General features: G+C 54.2%; 20 protein-coding genes and 1 tRNA gene. 18 read left to right on the top strand and 3 right to left on the bottom strand.

The annotated features are described in order from the left end of the window. Positions 1-184: 184 nt before the first annotated feature. The 16 genes from rpsB to Q4501_RS01665 all read left to right on the top strand — a co-directional run bounded on the left by rpsB (position 185) and on the right by Q4501_RS01665 (position 14,951). On the top strand, positions 185-937 hold the full coding sequence (rpsB, locus tag Q4501_RS01740; RefSeq protein ID WP_303593628.1) for a 30S ribosomal protein S2: 753 nt from the start codon (positions 185-187) through the stop codon (positions 935-937). 92 nt (positions 938-1,029) lie between these two features. Then, positions 1,030-1,899, top strand: coding sequence for a translation elongation factor Ts (tsf, locus tag Q4501_RS01735; protein ID WP_303593627.1), 870 nt, complete (start codon positions 1,030-1,032; stop codon positions 1,897-1,899). A gap of 181 nt (positions 1,900-2,080) precedes the next feature. Then, positions 2,081-2,809: a UMP kinase gene (pyrH, locus tag Q4501_RS01730; RefSeq protein WP_303593625.1), complete on the top strand. Its 729-nt coding sequence runs from the start codon at positions 2,081-2,083 to the stop codon at positions 2,807-2,809. Positions 2,810-2,851: 42 nt separating this feature from the next. Continuing rightward, on the top strand, positions 2,852-3,409 hold the full coding sequence (gene frr / locus Q4501_RS01725; RefSeq protein ID WP_303593623.1) for a ribosome recycling factor: 558 nt from the start codon (positions 2,852-2,854) through the stop codon (positions 3,407-3,409). A 70-nt stretch (positions 3,410-3,479) separates the two neighbouring features. Continuing rightward, the gene (gene uppS, locus Q4501_RS01720) at positions 3,480-4,250 is read left to right on the top strand and encodes a polyprenyl diphosphate synthase (protein WP_303593621.1); all 771 of its coding nucleotides are present in this window, start codon (positions 3,480-3,482) and stop codon (positions 4,248-4,250) included. Between the two features lie 21 nt (positions 4,251-4,271). Further along, complete coding sequence (locus Q4501_RS01715) at positions 4,272-5,114, top strand: phosphatidate cytidylyltransferase (RefSeq protein WP_303593620.1); 843 nt, start codon at positions 4,272-4,274, stop codon at positions 5,112-5,114. A 2-nt stretch (positions 5,115-5,116) separates the two neighbouring features. Beyond that, on the top strand, positions 5,117-6,301 hold the full coding sequence (gene ispC / locus Q4501_RS01710; protein WP_303593619.1) for a 1-deoxy-D-xylulose-5-phosphate reductoisomerase: 1,185 nt from the start codon (positions 5,117-5,119) through the stop codon (positions 6,299-6,301). 47 nt (positions 6,302-6,348) lie between these two features. Further along, positions 6,349-7,698, top strand: a complete 1,350-nt coding sequence (gene rseP, locus Q4501_RS01705) for an RIP metalloprotease RseP (protein ID WP_303593618.1) — start codon at positions 6,349-6,351, stop codon at positions 7,696-7,698. Positions 7,699-7,742: 44 nt separating this feature from the next. Beyond that, positions 7,743-10,061, top strand: coding sequence for an outer membrane protein assembly factor BamA (bamA, locus tag Q4501_RS01700; protein WP_303593617.1), 2,319 nt, complete (start codon positions 7,743-7,745; stop codon positions 10,059-10,061). A 47-nt stretch (positions 10,062-10,108) separates the two neighbouring features. Further along, a complete protein-coding gene (locus Q4501_RS01695; RefSeq protein WP_303593616.1) occupies positions 10,109-10,603 on the top strand; it encodes an OmpH family outer membrane protein in 495 nt (164 codons plus the stop codon). Positions 10,604-10,650: 47 nt separating this feature from the next. Next, the gene (gene lpxD / locus Q4501_RS01690) at positions 10,651-11,676 is read left to right on the top strand and encodes a UDP-3-O-(3-hydroxymyristoyl)glucosamine N-acyltransferase (protein WP_303593614.1); all 1,026 of its coding nucleotides are present in this window, start codon (positions 10,651-10,653) and stop codon (positions 11,674-11,676) included. Between the two features lie 10 nt (positions 11,677-11,686). Then, the gene (fabZ, locus tag Q4501_RS01685) at positions 11,687-12,124 is read left to right on the top strand and encodes a 3-hydroxyacyl-ACP dehydratase FabZ (protein WP_303593613.1); all 438 of its coding nucleotides are present in this window, start codon (positions 11,687-11,689) and stop codon (positions 12,122-12,124) included. Next, positions 12,124-12,915, top strand: a complete 792-nt coding sequence (lpxA, locus tag Q4501_RS01680) for an acyl-ACP--UDP-N-acetylglucosamine O-acyltransferase (RefSeq protein WP_303593611.1) — start codon at positions 12,124-12,126, stop codon at positions 12,913-12,915. Before fabZ ends, lpxA begins: the two co-directional genes overlap by 1 nt. 20 nt (positions 12,916-12,935) lie before the next feature. Further along, on the top strand, positions 12,936-14,117 hold the full coding sequence (lpxB, locus tag Q4501_RS01675) for a lipid-A-disaccharide synthase (RefSeq protein WP_303593609.1): 1,182 nt from the start codon (positions 12,936-12,938) through the stop codon (positions 14,115-14,117). After that, on the top strand, positions 14,118-14,807 hold the full coding sequence (gene rnhB / locus Q4501_RS01670) for a ribonuclease HII (RefSeq protein ID WP_303593607.1): 690 nt from the start codon (positions 14,118-14,120) through the stop codon (positions 14,805-14,807). A gap of 67 nt (positions 14,808-14,874) precedes the next feature. Beyond that, positions 14,875-14,951 (top strand) — tRNA-Met (locus Q4501_RS01665). 123 nt (positions 14,952-15,074) lie between these two features. On the opposite strand, the gene Q4501_RS01660 is transcribed toward Q4501_RS01665, so the two are convergent. Then, a complete protein-coding gene (locus tag Q4501_RS01660; protein ID WP_303593606.1) occupies positions 15,075-16,277 on the bottom strand; it encodes a Xaa-Pro peptidase family protein in 1,203 nt (400 codons plus the stop codon). A gap of 93 nt (positions 16,278-16,370) precedes the next feature. Then, the gene (locus tag Q4501_RS01655) at positions 16,371-17,378 is read right to left on the bottom strand and encodes a hypothetical protein (protein WP_303593604.1); all 1,008 of its coding nucleotides are present in this window, start codon (positions 17,376-17,378) and stop codon (positions 16,371-16,373) included. A gap of 182 nt (positions 17,379-17,560) precedes the next feature. Here Q4501_RS01655 and Q4501_RS01650 point away from each other — a divergent pair, with 182 nt between their 5' ends. After that, positions 17,561-19,312, top strand: coding sequence for an autotransporter assembly complex family protein (locus Q4501_RS01650; RefSeq protein WP_303593602.1), 1,752 nt, complete (start codon positions 17,561-17,563; stop codon positions 19,310-19,312). Then, positions 19,309-23,079: a translocation/assembly module TamB domain-containing protein gene (locus tag Q4501_RS01645; protein ID WP_303593601.1), complete on the top strand. Its 3,771-nt coding sequence runs from the start codon at positions 19,309-19,311 to the stop codon at positions 23,077-23,079. The genes Q4501_RS01650 and Q4501_RS01645 overlap by 4 nt, the downstream gene beginning before the upstream one ends. Before the next feature lie 2 nt (positions 23,080-23,081). Here the strand turns inward: Q4501_RS01645 and Q4501_RS01640 are convergent, their stop codons facing one another. Then, entirely contained in the window at positions 23,082-23,768 is a 687-nt protein-coding gene (locus Q4501_RS01640; RefSeq protein ID WP_303593599.1) for an SIMPL domain-containing protein, read from the bottom strand. Between the last annotated feature and the right edge of the window lie 29 nt (positions 23,769-23,797).

Below are 23,797 nucleotides of genomic sequence, written 5' to 3'. Positions count from 1 at the left end.
AATAATGGCGGGATGCCTGTGTTTTGTGATATAAACGCGCCCGCTGGAAACGAATCCGGCAAATTCGCACACGTGTCAGCACGTTGTCCCAGGGTGCCTGCTCCTGCTTTAGAGTTGTAAAGGAGTCTGGTTGGGGCAATCGGACGCGTGGAGGACTAACCCGAAGCTAAACTAAGGTAATATCATGGCTCAGGTAAATATGCGTGACCTGCTAAAGGCAGGTGCTCACTTCGGTCACCAGACTCGCTACTGGAACCCGAAAATGTCGAAGTTCATCTTCGGCGCCCGTAACAAGATTCATATCATCAACCTTGAACAGACTGTTCCTGCCATGAATGAAGCACTCGACTTCGTTCAGAAACTGACAGAGAACAAGAACAAGATCCTGTTCGTTGGCACCAAGCGCGCCGCGGCCAAGGTCATCAAGGAAGAAGCAGAGCGTTCCAGCCAGCCTTTTGTTAATCACCGCTGGCTCGGTGGCATGCTGACCAACTACAAGACCATCCGCCAGTCCATTCGTCGTTACCGTGATCTGGAAGCCCAGAGCAAAGACGGTACCTTCGATAAGCTGACCAAGAAAGAAGCTCTTGAACGCACCCGTGAAATGGACAAGCTCGAGCGTTCCATCGGTGGTATCAAGGACATGGGTGGTCTGCCTGACGCGTTGTTTGTTATCGACGTTGATCACGAGCGCATTGCCATTAAAGAGGCGAACAAGCTGGGTATCCCCGTTATCGGTGTAGTCGATACCAACAGTAACCCTGACGGCGTAGATTTCGTGATCCCGGGCAACGACGATGCCATCCGTGCGATCCAGATCTATGTGAAAGCTGTAGCTGATACGTGCCTTGAATCAGCACAGGCCGGCGGCGCAGGCGCTGACGAGTTTGTAGAAGTCAGTGAAGAAGCTGCAGGAACCACCCCGGCTGCTGAGTGATGCTTCAGCGTCACGTTTGAGATGTAAGGCCCGTCCGGAGGTTTCTCTGGGCGGGCTTCCCACCGTATTCGAACAAGTTAAGAGGATTGAACATGGCTGCAATTACCGCTGCAATGGTCAAAGAACTGCGCGAGCGCACTGGTCTTGGCATGATGGAGTGCAAAAAGGCTCTGGTTGAATCTGAAGGCAGTGTAGATGCCGCAATTGAAGAATTGCGTAAGTCTTCCGGCCTCAAAGCCGCCAAAAAAGCTGGTCGCACAGCCGCTGAAGGTGTGTCGCTGATCAAGATTTCTGATGACAACACTGCTGCTTACATCATCGAAGTCAACTCCGAAACCGACTTCGTTGCACGCGACGATAACTTCATCAACTTCGCCAACGACGTTCTGAACGTTGCCTTCGAGAAAGGCGAGACTGATGTTGCGAAACTGATGGATGGCGATCTTGAAGCCAAGCGCGAAGCTCTGGTTCAGAAAATCGGTGAAAACATCACCGTACGTCGTATTGTTGAAATCAAAGGCGCGGTTGTTGGTGGCTATGTTCACAGCACCAATAAAATTGCCGCTGTTGTTGCGCTGACAGCAGGCGACGCCGAGCTGGCTCGCGACATCGCTATGCACGCTGCTGCGGTTAACCCGCGTGTTGCAAGGCCAGAAGATATGCCTGCTGACGAGCTCGAGAAAGAGAAAGACGTCATCAAGGCCCAGCCGGATATGGCAGGCAAGCCCGCTGAGATCGTTGAAAAAATGATGGGTGGGCGTATCAAAAAGTTCCTCAAGGAGCACAGCCTTGTAGAGCAGCCTTTTGTTAAAAACCCTGAGCAGACCGTGGGTGAGTTGATCAAGTCCGCCGGTGGCGAACTGGTCGGTTTCATTCGCCTGGAAGTGGGTGAAGGCATTGAAAAAGAAGAAGTAGACTTTGCTGCTGAGGTTGCTGCGGCAGCCGGTACAGGCAAAGCCTGATTTTTCTGGGCGCTGTGACAGCCAGTCGCAGTGCCCCTTGAGTCTGCCACGTTAGCTGGATTTTTCCGGCTCTCGTGGCGGGCTTGTATCTGAGATCCCCCTTTTTCAAGGGGTATGTCAGATGCAAGCCTGCAATGCGTATCACGCCGGATAGCAGTTAACAGACGAAAAGGGGATCAGTATGCCGACAACACCGAAAAACCCACCAAGATACAATCGTGTTTTGCTCAAACTCAGTGGCGAGGCCCTGATGGGAGAGCACGATTTTGGCATTGATCCTAAAGTTCTTGACCGCATGGCTCTCGAAATCGGTGCGCTGATTGGTATCGGTATTCAGGTCGGGCTCGTTATTGGTGGTGGTAATCTGTTCCGGGGCGCATCTCTCAGTGCTGCCGGTATGGATCGGGTTACTGGAGATCACATGGGTATGCTGGCAACCGTTATGAATGGTCTGGCCATGCGCGATGCTCTTGAGCGCTCGAACATCCGCACCCGGGTTATGTCAGCCATTCCCATGAGCGGTATTGTTGAGCATTACGATCGCCGCCGTGCGGTTCGCGATCTGAAAGACGGCGATGTGGTTATATTTTGTGCAGGTACTGGCAACCCCTTCTTTACAACAGATTCGGCGGCCTGCCTGCGTGGCATCGAGATTGAAGCCGACGCAGTGTTGAAAGCAACCAAAGTAGATGGTGTTTACTCTGCAGATCCGCATCTTGACCCGACGGCAGAAAAGTACGACAAACTGACTTATGATGAAGTGCTCGACAAAAAACTGGGCGTGATGGATCTGACTGCCATCTGCCTGGCGCGGGATCATGGTATGCCACTGCGTGTTTTTGATATGAACCGGGCTGGTGCCCTGACGCGCATCGTGACTGGTGAGAAAGAAGGTACACTGATTGAATAGCGGGTATCACAACACCCTGATGAACGAATTGAGGATGACTACGTGATTAACGATATTAAAGCCGAAGCCGAAACGAAGATGAAAAAGAGCCTTGAGGCTCTGCACTCGGCGTTCAACAAAATCCGCACTGGCCGTGCCCACCCGTCTATTCTGGACAGCGTGATGGTTAACTACTACGGTCAGGAAACGCCGCTGAAGCAGGTTGCGAGCGTTAACGTGGAAGATAACCGTACGTTGGCCGTGTCTCCCTGGGAGAAGAATCTGGTTCCGGTCATTGAAAAGGCGATCATGACTGCCGATCTGGGCCTGAATCCGGCCACAAGCGGCGACCTGATCCGTATCCCCATGCCGATGTTGACGGAAGAAACCCGTAAGAGCATGGTCAAGCAGGCGAAAGCAGACGCAGAGAACGGTCGTGTCTCTATCCGTAACGCCCGTCGTGATGCAAACAGCATGATGAAAGAGCTGCTGAAAGACAAAGAAATCAATGAAGATGACGAGCGCCGGGGCGAAGACGAAGTCCAGAAGCTGACCGATCGCTATATCGCTGAAATCGAGAAGATGCTCAAAGCTAAAGAAGAGGATCTGATGGCGGTCTGATCGCCTGGGTTCACTTACAAGCGAAACATGCGGCTGGCAGGGTATTTCTGCTGGCTGTACAGGGGATTTCATGACGGGAACAGTATCCGCAGAGATTCCGGTGTCGGCTGATAGCCGGCCCCGGCATGTCGCCATTATCATGGACGGTAATAATCGGTGGGCCAAGGCACGCCGATTGAAAGGGGTTGCAGGGCACAAGGCTGGAGTGGATGCGGTAAAAGCTGTTGTGGAAACCTGTGCCCGCGAAGGGGTAGAGGTGCTCACGTTGTTTGCTTTCTCAAGCGAAAACTGGCGCCGGCCCAAGGACGAAGTGTCGGCTCTGATGAAGCTGTTTGTTTTTGCGCTGGAGCGGGAAGTCAGAAAGCTGCACCGCAACGACATACGCCTGCGCATCATCGGGGATCGTTCTGCTTTTAATTCGACTCTGCAAGAGCTAATGGCCAAGGCGGAGCAGCTCACCAGCAACAACACCCGAATGACGCTCGTTATTGCCGCCAACTACGGAGGTCATTGGGATATCGCCCAGGCCGTCAGGCAGGTGGCCGAAAAGGTGAAAGAGGGTGGGCTCCAGCCATCGGATATCACCGATGATCTGATTCAGCAGCACCTGAGCATCGGTGATCTCCCCATGCCAGATCTTATGATTCGCACCGCGGGCGAGCAGCGGATAAGTAATTTCATGCTTTGGCATCTGGCCTATACCGAACTTTACTTTTCGCCTGTATTCTGGCCCGATTTCAAAGAAGACGAGATGTGTAAAGCGTTGCAGGCCTATGCCGGCCGTCAGCGCCGCTTTGGTCAGACGGATGACCAGATTACGGCCAGGCCGTTACAACAATAACGAACCATAGCGACCCCCATTGTGCTAAAAACCCGAGTTATTACCGCTCTTATCCTTGCTCCCATCGCTATTGGTGGCATATTTTTCCTGCCGCCTCTGGGCTTTGCGCTTTTTACCGCTGCGATTATCACGCTGGGTGCCTGGGAGTGGGCCAACATGTCTGGTTTCGAGCATCAGGCAGGGCGCATAGGCTATGCGGCAGTGATTGCACTCATCCTATATGGTCTTCTTGATATTCCTGGCGTTGCGGTGCTTTGGCTCGCGCTGGCCTGGTGGGTCGTCTGTTTTTTGCTGGTTCGCAGTTATCCTTCGGGCTCAGCACGCTGGGGCAGCGTCCCAGTCAGAGCCCTTATGGGAGTGTTTGTTCTGGTGCCCGCATGGGTTGGTCTGAATCATCTCAGGGCAGGGGACTTTCAGTTCGGAAATACAGACAACAATCTTCTGGTTATTCTATATGTGCTCTGTGTTGTCTGGGTGGCGGATATTGGTGCTTACTTCGCCGGTAGGGCCTTTGGTAAATCCAAGCTGGCCCCGAGGGTAAGCCCCGGAAAATCCTGGGCTGGCGTTTGGGGCGGGCTCGTCGCTGTTGGCACATTTGCAGTCATTATCAGTATTCTGGCCTCCGCTGGCGTAGCCGAAACAATTATGCTGGTGGTCGCGAGCCTTATAACGGGAATGGTCTCCGTGCTTGGTGATCTGCTCGAGAGCATGCTCAAGCGCTTCAGGGGCATAAAGGACAGTAGTCGGTTGCTACCTGGGCACGGGGGAATTATGGATCGTATCGACAGCCTTACCGCTGCAATTCCGGTATTTACGCTCATTATTATTCAAATTGGCTGGCTGACGACGGTCGGGCACTTTTGAGCATGGCCTCTCGTTCTATTACGATTCTCGGGGCCACAGGGTCAATCGGGCTCTCCACTCTGGATGTTGTTCGCCGTCACCCCGGACGATTCTCCGTTTATGCCCTGACGGCTGGAACCCGTTCTGAGGAACTCGCCGCGCTATGCCGTGAGTTCCGTCCCAAAGTAGCTGTAATGGCAGATGCGCAAGCGGCGGAAAAACTGACAGAACTGCTTTGGGAGCTCCCAGATATTTCCGTCCTGAGTGGTGAGCCCGGGTTGTGTGACGTTGCTTCCGCTCCGGAAGCCTGCACCGTTATGGCGGCCATAGTGGGTGCAGCGGGGCTTGCGCCTACTCTTGCAGCTGTTCGCGCTGGTAAACGGGTTTTGCTGGCCAACAAAGAAGCGTTGGTGATGTCCGGCAAGCTTTTTATGGACGCGGTATCTGCTTCTGGCGCCGAGTTGTTGCCCATCGACTCCGAGCACAACGCCATCTTCCAGTGTTTGCCCCCCGATAAGATCCGGGATCCAGACGCCGCGGGCATCACCCGCGTTCTGCTGACAGCGTCCGGCGGGCCTTTCCGCGAGCACACCTCAGAAGCCCTGCGCTCTGTTACGCCGGCTCAGGCCTGCGCTCACCCGAACTGGTCCATGGGACAGAAGATCTCCGTGGACTCGGCAACCCTGATGAATAAGGGGCTTGAGCTGATTGAGGCTTGCTGGCTGTTTAACGTCACGCCAGACCGGATCGAGGTTCATGTACATCCGGAAAGTATCATTCACTCCATGGTAGAGTATGCCGATGGTTCTGTGCTGGCTCAGTTGGGCAGCCCGGATATGCGTACACCGATTGCCAATGGGCTGGCGTGGCCCGAACGTATTGATGCCGGGGTAGCGCCGCTGGACCTGTTCCGTATCGGACGGTTTCACTTTGAGCGGCCGGACCTGGAACGGTTTCCCTGTCTGCGCTTGGCGGCTGAAGCTTTTGAGGTGGGTGGCACAGCGCCTGCGGTTCTGAACGCAGCAAATGAGGTTGCGGTAGCTGAGTTCCTTAAGGGAAATCTGGCTTTTACGGACATACCGGTTGTTATTCAGAGAACTCTTGCGGCAACGCCGGTGGTGCCCGCAGACAGTTTTGATATCATCTTCGCGAAAAACTCAGAAGCGCGGCAAAGGGCGCAGGAACAGATAGCTTTGTTAACTGTCTGATGTAAGGCAAAGAATTTCACCGGGCTGGCGCCAATACCAGGAAAGATATGCAAATTATTCAAACCGTACTCGCCCTTGCGCTTACCCTGGGCATACTCGTCACCCTCCATGAGTATGGCCATTTCTGGGTAGCGCGTCGTTGTGGTGTGAAGGTACTTCGCTTTTCAGTGGGCTTCGGTAAGCCGCTGTTTTCGTGGTTTGACCGTCATGGTACCGAGTTCGCCATAGCGGCTATCCCGCTGGGCGGTTACGTCAAAATGCTTGATGAGCGAGAAGGGCCGGTTCCTGAAGAGCTCAGAGATCAGGCTTTCACCTCCAAGCCTCCATCCCAACGGATTGCCATTGCGGCAGCTGGCCCTGTTGCTAATTTTATGTTCGCAATTTTTGCATACTGGCTGCTCAGTGTAGTGGGCGTTACTCACATTGCACCAATTGTCGGGGATGTTGCTGATAAAAGCGTTGCCCGGCAGGTTGGGTTGCAGGAAGGTATGGAGATTCACGCGATTGACGGGCACCGGATAAGTTCCTGGCGCGACGTGAATATGCGAATTCTTGAGCGAGCGGGTGAGCAGGGAGTGATAACTCTGGCTGTATCCAGTGGTGGCGCTCGTGGAACCGTGAGTGGTGAACTTGGCGGCTGGCGTCTGAGTGAAGATACACCTGACCCACTAGCAGAGTTCGGCATTACGCCCTGGCGACCGGATGTGCCAGCCGTTCTCGGGCAAATTTCAGATGGCGGTCGTGCCCAGGCGGCAGGCTTGCGCACTGGAGATCGTATTCTGGCTGTGAATGAACAGCCCGTGGCAAACTGGTTTGAGCTCGTTGATTTCATTCGCAATGCGCCTGGGCAAACACTGGCCCTTGTCATCCAGCGAGCAGGCTCTGAGCAATCTGTGCAGATTACGCCAGAAGCAAAAAAACAGGATAATGGACAAATAATCGGATTCGTCGGTGCGGGGGTTGAGACTGTTTCCTGGCCTGAACATGTGTTGCGCGATGTCCGCTATGGCCCTCTGGCGGCAATTCCCGTTGCTCTGGATGAAACCTGGGCGGATACCCGCCTCACGCTTGTTGCCATCAAAAAAATGGTTACAGGGCTACTTTCCCCCAGTAACCTCAGTGGCCCGATAACGATAGCCCGGGTGGCAGAGGCCAGTGTCAGTTCCGGGTTTGAAGGTTTTATTCGTTTCCTGGCTTATCTCAGTGTCAGTCTGGGTATTCTTAATTTGTTGCCTGTACCGGTTCTGGATGGTGGTCACATCGTTTACTACACGATCGAGGCAATCCGCAAAAAACCGCTATCGGACGAGGTTCAGGCCATAGGATTACGAATTGGTATGGCAATGATCCTTACATTAATGGTGTTTGCTCTTTACAACGACCTGATGCGGTTGTGAGAATTGCGGGCTCCTTACGCGCATTAACCAGGCGAAATAATTGAATGAGACGTTCTCTTCTAGGTTTAGCCGTTGGCCTCGCTGTTGCCGCAACCGGCATGACGCCAGCACTTGCAGATGAATTTACGGTTGCAGACATCGAGGTGGAAGGCTTGCAGCGTGTTTCTGCGGGTTCTGTGTTTTCCGCTTTTCCCGTCAATATCGGCGAACAGATGGACGAAGCCGAACTGGCAGATGCAATCAAATCACTGTTCCGGACCGGGCTGTTCACCGATATAGAGGCCAGCCGTGACGCCGGTATTCTTATCCTGTCGGTACGCGAGCGGCCTTCGATCGCTTCGATCGAAATCGAAGGTAACAAGAATATCGAAACCGACATGCTTATGGATGCGCTGGCGGGTGCCGGCCTTCAGGAAGGCCAGGTTTTCAGGCGGGCAACGCTGGAGCGGCTTGAGCTGGAGATTTTGCGCTCCTACATTGGCCAAGGTCGCTATAACGCCAGGGTAAAAGCAACCGCTGAAGTGCTGCCGCGTAATCGAGTAGCCATTCGGCTGGATATTAACGAAGGTACGGTTGCAGCTATCCGGCACATCAACCTGGTGGGTAACCAGGAATTCAGCGATGAGCAATTGCGCGACCTGTTCGAGCTGCAAACCAGCAGCTGGTGGAATTCCCTAACCAACGCAGACAAGTATGCCCGGGAACGCCTGAGTGGCGACCTTGAAACACTGCGCTCGTTCTACCTCGATCGCGGCTACCTGGATTTCAATGTAGAGTCCAGCCAGGTGTCCATTTCGCCGGACAAACGCCAGGTCTTTATCGCAATAGCATTGAACGAAGGGCCTCAGTACACAATATCCGAGATCCGGCTTCGCGGTAATCTCATTGTTGATGAAGAGGAGCTGCGTGAGCTGATTCCCGTGAGTGAGGGAGATGTTTTCTCCCGTGCCCGCATGACCGCAATTTCTGAAACACTGTCGTTCCGGTTGGGTAGAGAAGGTTATGCCTTTGCCAATGTGAATGCCGTGCCTGAACCAGGTGAAGGTAACACCGCTGCCGTTACGTTTTATGTTGAGCCAGGTAAGCGGGCTTATGTTCGCCGCATTAACTTCGACGGCAACGTTTCCACTCGCGATGACGTCCTGCGCCAGGAAATGACCCAGATGGAGGGCGGGATTGCCTCCTCGGATCGCATCGAGTTTTCCAAGACCCGGCTGGAGCGGTTGGGTTTCTTCCAGACGGTCAATGTGGAAACTGTTCCGGTGCCTGGAACTGACGATCTGGTCGATGTGAACTATTCGGTAGAAGAGCAGCCTACGGGCAGTCTCTCCGCATCCGTGGGTTTCTCTCAGGATTCCGGTGTGATTCTTGGCGCCAACGTTTCCGAAAATAACTTCTTCGGCACGGGTAAACGTGTGTCGTTCGGTGTGAATGTCAGTGATTCGGTCAAGAGTGCCAATATTGGTTATACAGACCCCTACTACACCGTAGATGGTGTAAGCCGCGGGTTCAGTATCTTTGGTCGTGAAACCGACTTCGAAGAAGAAGACATTACTTCCTACCTCCTGGATGAGTACGGTGGTCGCCTTACGTTTGGCTATCCTACTGACAATATTACGCGGCTGAACTTCGGCGTTGGATACACACTTTCTAAAGTCAAAGGCGGTACATATACTTCGCAAGAAGTGACTGACTTCATAGAGGAGGAGGGTGACTCCTTTAATAATTACTTTTTGTTCGGTAGCTGGCGCCGCAGTACCCTCAACCGGGGTGTGTTGCCGACAAAAGGTTACAGTCACTCGCTGTCGTTGGATGTTGCTGTGCCTGGAAGCGACCTTACGTTCTACAAGGCCAGCCACAAAACCGACTTCTACTTCCCTCTGTCAGACACTGGTCGATGGGTGTTTCGGACAAGAACGGATATCGGCTATGGTGATGGCTACGGTGACCGTTCGGTGATGCCGTTCTACGAACACTTCTATGCAGGCGGGTATGGTTCGGTAAGAGGTTATCAGGCTAACTCGCTCGGTCCACTCGCCACCAACGCGGCCAATGATTTTTCGGACCCGGATCCTTTTGGTGGTAATTTTCTCACCGAAGGTTCTATGGAGCTGATTTTCCCGACTCCATTTGCCGGTGATACCCGGTCTATGCGCACGGCGTTCTTTGTCGATGCAGGGCAGGTATTTGATACGGATCGAGGTTATGACGCGGAATTGTCGGAATTGCGTTTGTCCGCAGGTATTGGGTTTCAGTGGATTACGGCAGTGGGTCCTCTGGCATTCAGCCTTGCCAAGCCGCTCAACGACAAGGATGGTGACGATACCCAGATATTCCAATTCTCGCTTGGTCAGACATTCTGAACCAGAAATACGTGAAACAATAACGAGTGAAACTCAGGAGACCCATTATGTTCAGAACCGTGTTGATGTTTGTTGCAGCGATGGCGCTGGCATTACCCGCAATGGCTGAAACCCGCATTGGCGTTGTAGACCTGCGTCAGGCTCTGTTCTCTTCGAACGATGCCAAGATTTTCAGTGAAAGTCTTCAGAAAGACTTTGCTGGCGATGAGGAAAAAGTTCGCGCAACCCAGGAGTTTGCTCGCGAACTCAAAGAGCGTCTGGAAAAAGACGGTGCAATGATGAACGAAAGTGAGCGTAACAAGCTTGCAAGTGAATTCCAGGAGAAGGTCAAAGAGTTTAACTTTCTCAAACAGCGTCTGGATTCTACTGTTAATCAGCGCAAACAGGCATTTCTTGAAGAGGCTCGTCCGGAAGTAGACGCGGCGGTAAAAGAGCTGGTAGACGAAAACGATCTTGATCTGATTCTGCCGAGCGAAGCCGTTGTTTACGTGAAGCCGGACATGAACCTGACCTCACAGCTTCTGGATAAGCTGAACCGTTAATTCCTGCCGGAGAGCCCTCGGGCTTGCGAGCGCTTGTGGAGCGAGTGATGACAGAACAGTCTTACCGGCTTGGAGAGATCGCAAATGCTCTGGGGGCAGAGCTTCGCGGAGATCCTGAGATCCGGGTTTCGGGCCTTGCGACTCTTCAGGCAGCTGGCCCCGAGCAAATCAGTTTTCTGGCGAATCCTACCTATGCCAAGCACCTGGCAGATACCCGGGCTGCGGCTGTTATTATGTCGCCTGTGGCCGCGGGTGACGGTCAGACCAATGTCCTGTTACTCGATAATCCGTACCTGGGCTATGCTCGTCTTAGCCACTGGTTCGACCCAGCCCCCGTCGCGCCGCCAGGTATTCATCCTGCAGCCGTGGTTGATGCGACGGCAAAAGTAGCGGCCAGCGCCAGTGTTGGCCCCAATGCTGTTATCGAAGCCGGCGTTGTGGTTGATGAGCAAGTTGTTATTGGACCTGGCAGTGTAATCGGGGCTCGGAGCAGGATCGGAGCTGGTTCTGTTCTCCGTTCCAGGGTCACCCTGGCTCACGATGTGGTTGTAGGGGAGCGGTGCCATATCCTTAGCGGCGCAGTGATAGGCTCCGACGGGTTCGGCTTTGCTAATGAAAAAGGTCAGTGGCACAGGATCGCGCAACTCGGGCGCGTTATTCTTGGTAATGACGTTGAAGTTGGTGCGAATACTACGATTGACCGTGGCGCCCTTGATGACACCGTGATCGGAAATGGCGTCAAACTTGATAACCTTATTCAGATCGCTCATAACGTTCGTATCGGTGATCATAGCGCGATGGCGGCTATGGTCGGGATTGCGGGCAGCACGAAGATTGGCAGCCACTGTGTGTTCGGAGGAGCCTCCGGAGTGGCTGGGCACCTGGATATTGCAAGCCAGGTTCACCTGACGGGTATGACTCTGGTGACCGGCGACATTCGGGAGCCTGGTGTCTACTCCTCCGGAACCAGCGCAGACAAGAACCGGCAATGGCGTAAAAACGCCGTTCGTTTCCGCCAGCTCGATGCTCTGGCGCGGCGCATTAAAGAGTTGGAAAAGAAATTAGAGGGCTGAGGCCGATAAAATGATGTATATCAATGAAATACTGGAGTATCTGCCGCACCGCTACCCGTTTTTGCTGGTGGACCGGGTTACCGAGATTGAAAAGTCCAAATCGATCAAAGGCTACAAAAATATCTCCTTTAACGAGCCGTTCTTTACTGGTCATTTCCCGGAAAACCCGATTATGCCGGGTGTATTGCTTATTGAGGCCATGGCTCAGCTTTCCGGTATTCTTGGTTTTGTGACTGTGGGTCGGAAACCTGCAGACGGAGTGGTACAGTATTTAGCCGGGTCCAGTAAGGCGCGCTTCAAGCGCCCGGTGCGGCCGGGCGACCGCCTGTGTATGGAGTCGGAACTTATTTCGGGCAAACGTGGAATTTATAAATTCGATTGCCGCGCACTGGTCGACGGTGAAGTCGTTTGTGTGGCAGAGATACTGACCGCTGAGAGAGAAGTTTGATGGCGACAAATGATTGGTCGGGTGTCCATCCTCAGGCGATTGTAGACCCGTCAGCCAAACTTGCGGATAACGTAACGGTTGGCCCGTGGAGCTATATCGGCCCAAATGTAGAGATTGGTGAAGGTACAGAAATTCTTTCCCATGTGGTTGTTAAAGGGCCAACCGTAATTGGTCGGAATAACCGGGTTTTTCAGTTTTGCAGTGTCGGTGAAGAGTGCCAGGACAAAAAATACGCCGGAGAGCCGACCACGCTGATTATCGGCGACAATAACGTGATCCGCGAAAATTGTACGATCCACAGGGGTACTGTACAGGATCAGGGTGAAACCCGTATTGGCAGTGACAATCTGCTGATGGCCTATGTGCATGTGGCCCATGACTGTGTTATCGGCGACAACATCATTCTTGCCAACTGCGCAACGCTTGCTGGCCATGTAACGGTCGGCGATTACGCTATTCTTGGTGGCGGCACCATGGTGCACCAATTCTGCCATATAGGGCCTCATAGCATGGCGGCGGGGGGAAGTATCGTTCTGAAGGATATTCCGGCCTACGTCATGGCTGCTGGACAGTCAGCGGAGCCCCACGGTATGAATGTCGAAGGCCTAAAGCGGCGCGGGTTCAGTAAAGAAGTACTGATGACCCTGAGGCGTGCCTATAAGGTTATCTACCGTCAGGGTCTTACCACAGAACAGGCCGTCGAAGCGCTGGAAGATGCTTATTCGGATACGCCGGAAGTGCGCGTGCTAATTGACTCCCTGCGAGGAGCTCATCGCGGAATAATCCGCTGAGCGGGCAGGAGCCCTTCTAGATGGACCAGCCTCTGACCCCGGTTGTCAGTGATCGTAGGATAACCTTTGGAATTATTGCAGGTGAGGCGTCGGGGGATATTCTCGGCGCAGGCCTGATTCGCTCGCTTCGCAACCGGTATCCGAATGCGCGCTTTGTCGGCATCGGCGGCGATGAGATGATCGCCGAAGGCTTTCACTCTCTGGTTCCCATGGAACGCCTGTCCATAATGGGGCTGGTGGAAGTTCTTGGCCGCATACGAGAACTCTTCAGTATCCGGGCCCGCCTTTTAAGTTATTTCTTTGCTACGCCGCCAGATGTGGTTATTGGTATTGATTCCCCGGATTTCACTCTTGCCATTGAGCGGCGTTGCCGTGAAGCGGGTATCCCATCTGTTCATTACGTCAGTCCGTCTGTTTGGGCATGGCGGCAGAAGCGGATATTTAAAATTGCCAAATCAGTTGATCTAATGCTCACCCTGTTGCCATTTGAGGCCAGGTTTTATGAAGAGCACAAGGTGCCCGTTGCTTTTGTAGGGCATCCGCTTGCAGACCGAATCCCTATCGTTCCAGAGACGGGCAGGGCTCGCCAGGAACTGGGGCTTGATGAGAATGTTCCCTTGTTGGCTGTTTTACCAGGAAGCCGAGCTGGAGAAGTTGAGCGCCTGGGGACTCTATTTCTGGAAGCTGCGCGTTGGATTCAGAGTAAGCGCCCGGATGTGCAGCTGATCATTCCTTGTGTTAACCGTGAGCGGGAGCAACAAGTGCGCGACCTTATCGAAGCACTTGAGGTAAAACTACAGGTCACCATAGTGAGGGGGCGCTCGCGTGAAGTTATGGCTGCTTCAGACGTTGTGTTGCTCGCTTCCGGAACCGCGACCCTTGAAGCCATGTTGCTGAAGAAACCTATGGTGGTGGGTTATCGGCTGAGCAACTTCAGCTACGCGCTCGTTTCCCGTCTGGTTAAAGTGCCTCACGTTTCATTACCCAATTTGCTGGCAAGGAAACCCTTGGTTCGTGAGCTCCTGCAGGATGACGCAACGCCCGAATCCCTTGGCGCAGCTGTGCTGGAGTGCATGGAGAATCAGGAGGAGCGTGAACGACTTGTCGAAGCGTTCACAGAGCTCCACCATACCTTGAGACAGGATGCCGATGAGAAGGCGGCCCAGGCAATTTCCCGGCTTGTTGAAGAGAGGGTTCACTAGATGGCCAAGGCTCCAGCGCTACCACCTTTTGAATGTGCCTATCAAGGAAGGCTTCTGGCCGGTGTTGATGAAGTAGGTCGTGGGCCCCTTGTAGGCGCGGTGGTAACTGCCGCTGTGATTCTCGATCCCGAGCGGCCCATTACGGGGCTGGCGGACTCGAAAAAGCTCACAGAGAAAAAGCGCAATGCGCTCTATGACGAAATCCTCGAGCACGCCACAGCCTGGAGTCTAGGCCGCTGTGAAGCAAGCGAGATTGATCAGATCAATATCTATCAGGCCACGATGATCGCGATGGAACGGGCTGTCGCAGGCCTTGGTGTATCGCCTGAATATGTGCTTGTGGACGGAAACAAGTGCCCGGAGTGGCACTGGCCCTCAGAACCCGTGGTAAAAGGGGATAGCCGGGTAGAAGCGATCAGTGCGGCATCCATACTTGCCAAAGTAACCCGCGACAGGGAGATGGAAGCTTTCGAGCTGAAATACCCGGGCTTTGGTTTTGCACAACACAAAGGCTATCCCACCCCTGTGCATCTGGAAGCCTTATTCCGTCTGGGCGTGACGCCAGAACACCGAAAATCTTTTCGGCCTGTGCAAGAAGCGATAGAGCAAGTGGGGTTCTGTAAACCTTACCTTGCAACGGTTGAGGAAACTCTGCATTACCCCAATGACCTGTTTGAAAACTTGAGTTGACAAAGCTCTCACGAGTCCTTAATATACGCGCACGTTGATCGGGGCAACCCGGCAACAACCAGTTTGATGCGGGGTGGAGCAGTCTGGTAGCTCGTCGGGCTCATAACCCGAAGGTCGTTGGTTCGAATCCAGCCCCCGCTACCATATAAAAAGGCAGATCAGTAACTTACTGATCTGCCTTTTTGCTTTTCGAGTCTCGAATTTCCTCTCCGTCCGTATCCTGTCTTACCAGGCAGGGTTCAAATTTGCCTGTCAGAGTTCCCGTGGCTATAACAAAATCTCCTGGAGAGACAGGGAATTTGTGGTGATCCGCTCGGCCCCTGTTGCGGTGATCCGCACAGTTTCGCTGAATCCAATGCCAAATTCCCCCGGCTTGCGCAGGCAGATCGGCAAATGAAATACCATATTTTCTTCCAGAATGGCCTCGTTGTCAGTTGCGATAAACATCGAACCGGCCACCCAGGATGGTGGAAATGCCACGCCGACCGGATAGCCAAATACGCCGGAGAAAAAGGCTCGATCGGCAATCGGCTCGAGTGCGGTCTCTCCGGCTCGGGCAGCTGAGGCGAAGCTTGAACCGGCTCGTGCGGCTGACATCACCGCTTCGAGCACCTGTATACAAGTTTCATGGAATTCACGAATCTCAGCCGAAGCTTCACCGACTACGGCCGTTCGCATCATTGGTGCGGTATAGCGCCGGCGAACCGCACCAAATTCGGTGAATACCACGTCACCCCGAGCGACCTCATAACCGGCATGGTTGGTATGAATGATTCCGCTACGGGCGCCGGTCGTCACAATGGGTTGCATGCTCATGAACTCGCTGCCAGCCCCCAGCATGGTGCTGGCACCAGCCTGCGCGATTTCGTGGTCAATGATACCTGCTCGTATGACAGCCGCTGCCGCGTCCAGGCCGGCACCTGTGATGGTTGCGCTTTCAGTGAGATAGTCTATTTCGGCAGGGGATTTTACCAGGCGGACACGATCGATCAGCGTGCCGAAATCCATAAACTTTGCTGTGTCCAACTCATTTTTGAGAGCCACAAGCAGCCCTGGTCGAAAGGAACCCGCCCAAGGATTGAACCCTATTCGAGGGGCAGGTTTAGTGGCCGCTCGACGTACCTGCACAGCGAGTTCGCGGGCTACCGTCTCGGGTGCCTGCCATGGATAACCGATAACCTCGTCCACCCGGCTCAGATAAACCGCGGGCCCGATTTCGATGGCCGGTACGAACAGCACGGTTCGATCAGCTGAAACAAGAAGAACGCACTGAACCGAAACCTCGAAGGTGGTGTACCCGGTCAGATAACATAACTCTCCGGCTTCCGTCAGCAATAATAGGTCAAGATCGGCTTTAGCCATTTTTCGGCGAACTGAAGCAAGCCGTGCCTCATATTCGCCAGGCTCAAATGCGAGAACGGGCTCGGGAAACTGGTTCTGCAGTCTTTTACGGTAGGTGCGGTAATCCATAGGTCGATTGCTCGCTGTTCCGGAAACCAGCTTGCATTAGGCGCTTATTTGTTCCCGATATGCAAGAAGCGGGGTTTGATTCAGGTTCAGGCTCTAGGGAAGTTGCTCTCGCCAGCGCTTGACTCTGACCTGCCCTTTGATAGCGTCAATAATTTCAATAATGAGTGCGATCAGCGCTTCGTTCCTTGCGTCTTTACTATCAGGTTGCCCCGGCCCGCGGATAAACGCGTTTACTATGTCCTCGATAAACGCATGGTTCGAAGAGGAGGCCAGGTCTTCCAGAATCTGCTGGATAACATTGGCAACAATATCGCCCACCGCATCTTCAAGGGTTTCCTTGATCGTTGATCCCACAACCGGTAGGTATTTCAGCCGTGAAAGTTCCACGTTCTGCTTCAGTGCATGGTCAACCCTGTCCTCAAGATAAGTTCTCAGTGCACCGCGGTTGGGGACATAACCTTCTTTTGCGGCCTGAGCCACGCGTTGGGAGATCCATTCAGTCAGCATTTCTCGCCGCGGGTAGAGGATCTCGTTCTGGACTTTCTCGAAGAGAGGTGAGCCGAGCGTTATTTCGTGTTGAACGCCGCTCAATACCTTGTTCACGATGCGATCGGAAAGTTCTTCCATAAAAGCTTCGTAGTAGAAATTTACAAAGCGGAAAACTCCGGTGCTGGTAACATCGATTATCTTGTACTGATGCAGGCGGTAGATAATGGAAATAACCCGCAGAATCCTTAAGAACCTCAGGCTTCCTACGGGTATACATCCAATCACGTCATACCAGTGGATAAAGGGATAAAAGTACCAGCGGTCGTACACCTTGGCCCTGATTGCATAGCCCCAGCGCACGAAAAACTCGGTCAGGAAGATCGCAACGAACACTGCATCGTATAGGATGAAGTTTTCGTGCACCGGGTGATAAGCGGCCTGGAATGCTGGCAGATGTTCTTTTAACGCGTTTTGGATGGCAACGAAGTTATAGACGGAGTCCCAGATAATGAACGCGAGGTTGATGATGAGCAGTCCCAGCATCAGGAAGTCAATAATGAACCAGATAAGTTGATGGCTGGACTTCAGGTTCTCGCGGTTAATTTTCAGCATTCGCTGGCATCCGTCCTCTGTGGTGTAATAGCAGTTATCGTTCATCTGACAGGTTAGCGTATTTGAACCCGGCGGACGACTTGCTCGGGCGTGGATTAACTTGACCGCCTGGCATTAAACTCTCACGCTTGACCGATAATCACTTTCATCGTTCCCATCACGACCAACACTGAAACAGCCGGATGCAATCACTTGATCACAATTTGAAATCGGGCCGAATCCGGCTTTTTGGGCTGCTGCTCCTGTGGTCCTCTTTGAGCCAGGCGCAACAAGTTGAAGTTAAGGTTAAAGGTGACTATCCGGGGCTTGAGGATAACGCTGAAGCGTTTATTGGCGAGGTCGAGGGTCGAAGTGCTGACAATTTGCGCCGTTATGCATCGACGGCAGTGAAGCAGGCCAGTAAGGCATTGCGCGCTCTGGGCTATTACAGCCCAACGGTGAACTGGAAAGTCGAAGAGAGCGAGTCAGAAGAACTTGCCCGACTGGTCCTGGATATTACTCCCGGAGATCCGGTGCGAATCAAATCCCGAGTGGTCGAGATTCGAGGTGCGGGAGCTTCAGACGAAAGCTTTACCGACGATCTGCCTGTGCACCCTGCAGAAGGCGATATTCTCAATCACGGTGAATACACTAACCTCAGGAATGCGCTTCAGACCCGGGCCCGGCGTCGCGGGTACTTTGATGGCCGCTTCGAGACTCGTACTCTGGAGGTTGATCCGGAGGCTGGCATTGCCAACATTGTTATTGTGTTTGAAAGCGGTGAACGCTATCGGCTCGGTGACGTTACGTATGGGGAAGGACACTGGTTTGAAACTGGTCTTCTTGATGATTTTGTTACGTTTGAGCCAGGCATTCCCTATCACGCGGACGAAATCGCCAAGCTCAACAGTGATCTTCTCGGCAGCGGTTATTTCTCGGGCGTGGATATCGATGCGACACCGGGGAGCGCAGAGGATGGTGTTATTCCAGTACGGGTCGACGTGACTCGAAGAGATCCCCGGTCGCTGGCAGCTGGCCTTGGGTTTTCCACGGATGTCGGGCCTCGCTTTCGGGGCACTTGGCGCGAGCACTGGATCAACCCGATGGGGCACCGGCGTGGGGCCGAAACAGAGTTATCCGAACCCAGGCAGAACCTGAGCACCTGGTATGAGCTGCCGCTGGACCCTCCCATGACGGACCTGATTCGTTTTACTGCAGGCTATCAGCGCGAAGACATCGAGAACGTCGAGTCTGAGCTGCTGACGTTTGGGCAGCAATGGCAACACCAACTTGATCATGGGTGGTTGCAGGTGTTGTCCCTGCGTTGGGAGGGGGAGCGCTTCAATATTGGCGATGATGAAAAAGGAACGAGCTCGCTGCTGTTGCCGGGTGTCGGCTATTCCAAGCTGCATGTTGACTCTGCGCTGGACCCGACCAAGGGGTATCGTTTGCAGGCCGATGTGAGCGGCTCTCACAGGGCAGTCCTTTCCAGTGTGGACATATTGCACGTGAACGCCATTGCCAAGGGTTTGTTCACATTGGCTGGCAAGCACCGCTTTTTATCCCGTTTTCAGTTGGGCGGCGTTGCGACTAGCCGGTTTGAGGATGTGCCTCCTTCACTGCGCTTCTTCGCCGGTGGTGACCAGAGTGTGCGCGGGTATGCCTACGAGAGCCTGTCCCCGGAGAACGAGAACGGTGTCAAAGTTGGCGGGCGTTACATTCTGGTGGGTAGTGCTGAATATCAGTATCAGTTCGCAGACAAATGGCGAGCCGCGTTGTTTGTTGATCATGGCAACGCTATCAATGATCTGCTTGATCCCCTTGCTACTGGCGCGGGTGCCGGTATTCGCTGGCTCAGCCCCCTTGGGCCCCTGCGTCTTGATATCGCCAAGGGTTTGAACCCCGAATTCGGTGGTGGGTGGCGGATTCACTTTTCGATGGGGCCTGAACTGTGACCGAAGCTCTTGAAGGCCAGGGAACTCCGGACGGCGCACAGAAGCCTCAGCGCAAGCGTGGTGGTCGCATCAGGTTCTGGCTTCTTTTGCTGCTTGGATTGTTGGTGCTTTTGCCGGTTGTACTGGTGTCGGCAATTTTGCTGGCGTTGCGCTCCGAGACGGGGACCGCCTGGGTTATCAATCAGATACCCGGGCTTGAAGCGGTTAATGATCGTGGCTCCCTGTTCGGAATCTGGCAGGCGGATAGCCTCCAGTGGCGGGGGTATGGTGTTGATGTGGCGGTTGAGTCACCGTTCATAGACTGGTCTCCCTCCTGTCTTTTTGATCTGCACCTGTGCCTTGAGACCCTTCAGGTAGAGCAGCTGGATGTTAGCGTGCAGCCATCCGAGGAGGGGCAGAGCTCGAGTGGAGATATCAGCCTGCCGGAGCTTGAGCTACCACTGGGACTGAGGGTCAATAATGTAAGCTTGGGCACTTTCACGTTCAATGGCAGTAAGGTTTGGGACAGATTTGAGCTAGAGGCAGATGGTTCGGGAGCTGACTGGCAACTTGAACGCGTCTACTACCAGCTCGATGACTATACCGTAGCTGCGTCTGGTCGCGTGGAAACCCGCCGGGACTGGCCGGTCAGCCTTGAGATAAGCGCGAATTTGCCGCCGCCCTATGGAGATGCCTGGGCAATCGATCTGGTGCTTTCCGGCAGCGTTCGGGATCTTTCGATCGCGGGCCAGAGTCGCGGCTATCTCGATGCAACACTAGAGGGGGAGGTCCAGCCGCTGGCCTCGAGTCTGCCGGCACGCGTGCGAGTCGAGTCACAACAGTTCCGTGCGGCCGAAGCTTTGCCGGACACACTGGTTCTGAACGATTGGTTTGTCGAAGCTTCAGGTAGCCTGCAGGGCGGATTTAAAACCCAAGGGCAGGCCATGCTTGAGGGTACGCAAGGGCCGATAGACCTGGCGCTTGCAGGCTTGGTGACAGCCGCTGAGGCACGGGATATTCGGTTACAACTTTCCACACAGGATAAGGCCGGTAAATCGCCTCAAACCCTGGTGCTCGCCGGCAACACGCGGTGGCAGGGCGGTGTCAGTGCGCAGTCTGATATCCAGCTAAGAGATTTCCCCTGGTATTCACTGCTACCTGGCCTGAGTGAGCCGATTGTTTCGCTTCATACACTGGACGGAAGTGCTTCCTGGCATGATGGTCGCTATCAGGCCAATCTGACGGCTGAAGTAGATGGTCCTCAGGGTCTCGCGGAGTTGGCAACAGTTATTGAAGGCGATGCCAGCCAGGCACGGCTGACAGAGTTCTCAGCAGTGACGGGTGCCGGCTCTCTCTCTGGCGAGGGCGCAGTAGATTTTTCCGGGCCGCTGAGCTGGCGTGCGGCGCTGGAGGCAAAAGACTTTAATCCCGGCTACTGGGTGCCGGTTCTTGAGGCCAGTCTTAGTGGTCAGGTCACCACAGAGGGGCAGCTTACCGATGGGTCGGTGCCGACGATGGAAGCCAGCTGGGACCTGGAGGGCCAATGGCGTTCCAGCCCCACTGTTGCGGCCGGTCGACTTGATACCTCAACCGGTGCCTGGGTCGTGCCGGAGCTGAAGCTGGTTGTTGGTGATAATCGCCTGGAAGGCAGCGGCCAATGGGGCGAGGAGTTGCAAGCTGACCTGGACCTGGAACTGCCAGATCCTGGAAAAGTTCTGCCAGGCCTTGGTGGCAAGGTTGAGCTAAAGCTGGAGCTTACAGGAACGTCTGATGACCCCCTTGGGGCATTAAGCGCAAGTGCGACCGAGCTGCGCTGGCAGGACTTTCTGGTGGTTGATGCGCTGAGTCTTGATGCGAGGCTGGACTCCGGATTCCGCCTCAACACCGAGCTGCAGAGCAAAGGAATTAGCGTTGCTGGGCAAAATATCGAGTCGCTTGCCGTCAGGGTTGAGGGCACCCCGGGTGAGCACGAAGTAGCTATTGATGCCCGGCGCGAAGAAATGGGGTTGCAGCTGGACTTTGAAGGCTCTGCGGGTGATGGCTGGGCGACCTGGAAAGGTGAGCTCGCACAGGGCGTGATTGATCTACCCGGTCAGGAGCAGAGTTGGGTGCTGGAGGCTCCCGCAGGGCTGGAATACGGCGATGATGGCGAACTTAATTTTGCGGCCCATTGCTGGCGCTGGCAGCAAAGTTCTGTTTGCGCGGATGACCAGACCCTGTTGCCTGTACCTGATATAGCCTATCGAATTAACGATTTTCCTGCTGCAGCTCTGGCCCCGGTTCTGCCGGAGACGATGCGTTGGCATTCCGATATCAATGGCAAAATTGACTTCACCTCAAACGGAAATGGCCCCGATGGCCGTATAACGCTGGATGCGGGTAAGGGCAGGTTTGCGCTGCTGCTGGATGGTGAGTGGGAGAACCTGAGTTACGAGACTCTGACAACGGAGCTGGACCTCAAGCCGGATCAGGCGGATCTCGCGGTGCGCTTGTCTGGGCCTGAGCTTGGTAAGCTTGCTGTGGATATGAGGCTGGACCCTATGAGCGAAGACCGCCAGGTTGAAGGAAGCTTCAAACTGAGTGATCTCGATATTGCTCTAGCCGGTTTGTTTACCGGTCTTGAAGAAGTTGCCGGGGAAGTAAACGGTGAAGGGACCATATCTGGCCCGCTGATGAGGCCTGCTGTGCACGGGGAGGTGGCTTTAACCAACGGCCACGTGGTAGATCCGCGCTTGCCTCTGCCCATGGATGAAGTGGTTATCAGTGTTGAGCTTGACGGATATTCTGCGGATATTCGGGGGCGGGTAAGTAGCAACGCTCGAAGCGAAGCCGTTATCCGGGGCGATATTGACTGGCAGGATACCCCGGGCGGTGAGGTTCGCATTACTGGTGAAAGACTACCCTTTAGTATTGAACCCTACGCCCATCTCGAAGTGGCACCCGACCTGACCATTGCATTCCGTGATGGAGGGCTGCGTGTTGAAGGCCGTATTGAAGTGCCCCGGGGGGACATTTTAATAGAAGCGCTGCCGGCGCAGGCTGTCTCAGTATCTGAAGATGAAGTCATTGTCGGAGTGGAGCAGGGAGAGCCTTTTGTTCGGTCTATCAATATGGATGTTACGGTTGTTGTAGGTGCTGATCAGGTGACCTTTGCCGGGTTTGGTGTGACCGGCGATCTGGAGGGTACACTGCGGATCGGTAACGACATGGACGCCCGGGGTACCCTTCAGTTGGTGGACGGTCAATACGATGCCTATGGCCAGGAGCTTGAAATACGGCAGGCCAGGTTGCTGTTTGTCGGTAACCTGGCTCAGCCGTACCTCGACATTGAAGCCGTAAGGCAGGTGGACACTGTGGTCGCCGGAATTCGACTGAGTGGCCCGATTCAGTCACCTACGACCGAGGTGTTCTCCAGCCCCGATATGCCGCAATCCGATGCCTTATCTTATGTGATTCTTGGGCGGGCTCCGGGAGGACAGGCTGATGATGGTCAAATGGGGCGAGCAGCCATTTCTCTGGGACTGACCCAGGTAAACAAGGTTACCGGCCAGATTGGAGAAGGTTTTGGTATTCGCGAGCTCATGCTGGAGGCGGAGGGTAGCGGCGACCAGACATCCGTTGTAGCCAGTGGTTACCTGACAGACGACCTGAGCATTCGTTACGGAGTGGGTATTTTTGAACCCATAAGTACCGTGGCGTTGCGTTATGATCTGGGCAAATACTTCTATCTAGAAGCTGCCAGTGGGTTGGCAGCTTCTCTGGATATCTTCTACACCCGGGACTTCTAGCCTCAGTCCAGTTCAAAGGTTGCGCTTACAGATGCGCTGATTTCCCGTTCTCCAACACTCGAAATGGAGTCCGCGCCCCTTGTTTCGGCCGCCATCATCATTGGCATGGGGCGGTGACCACCGTTAATGTTGAGAGATACCACCTCCCCGCAGCGCTGGTTCATCTGCTGCGCAACAAAATCGCAACGGGATTTCGCGTCGGCCAGTGCCAGTGCCAGCGCTTCGCGTTCCATGCGAGCTTCTTCAGAGTGGAAAAACTGATGCGGGCCCAGGTTGTAATTAAGCCCCAGAGCTTGTGCCTGTTGTAGGACCGGGTTCAGCAGTGATAAGTCAGTGACGGTGAAGCTGACGGTCTGGGAGGCAACTGCCCGTTTTTCCGGCTCTGCCTCCCGGGTTTCGGCAGGCAGTGTGCGGCTATAAAGGTTGACCGATGCATCCGTGTACTCATGGAGTTGCGCCCTGTACTCGCTGATCCCCTGGTGCCATTGTTCTATCATTGATGCTACCTGAGCAGTAGCTTGCTGCGGCTGTTCATGCTCCGCGCTGGCGGTAAACTTCAGGCGTGCACTGTCCGGCTCATACCGGACACTTCCCTCTCCGGTGAGTGTAACCTCGCCAGCCAGGGCCAAACCTGGCACCAACAGTGGCAGTACCCAAAGAGAACGGGTTTTCCTGTTGTTTCTCGCCATAACACTTGGTCTCCGAATTCGGGTTTAAC

The sequence above is a fragment of the Marinobacter sp. 2_MG-2023 genome (assembly GCF_030546935.1).
GTDB lineage: Bacteria > Pseudomonadota > Gammaproteobacteria > Pseudomonadales > Oleiphilaceae > Marinobacter.
This window is presented reverse-complemented; position numbering and strand designations above follow the sequence as displayed.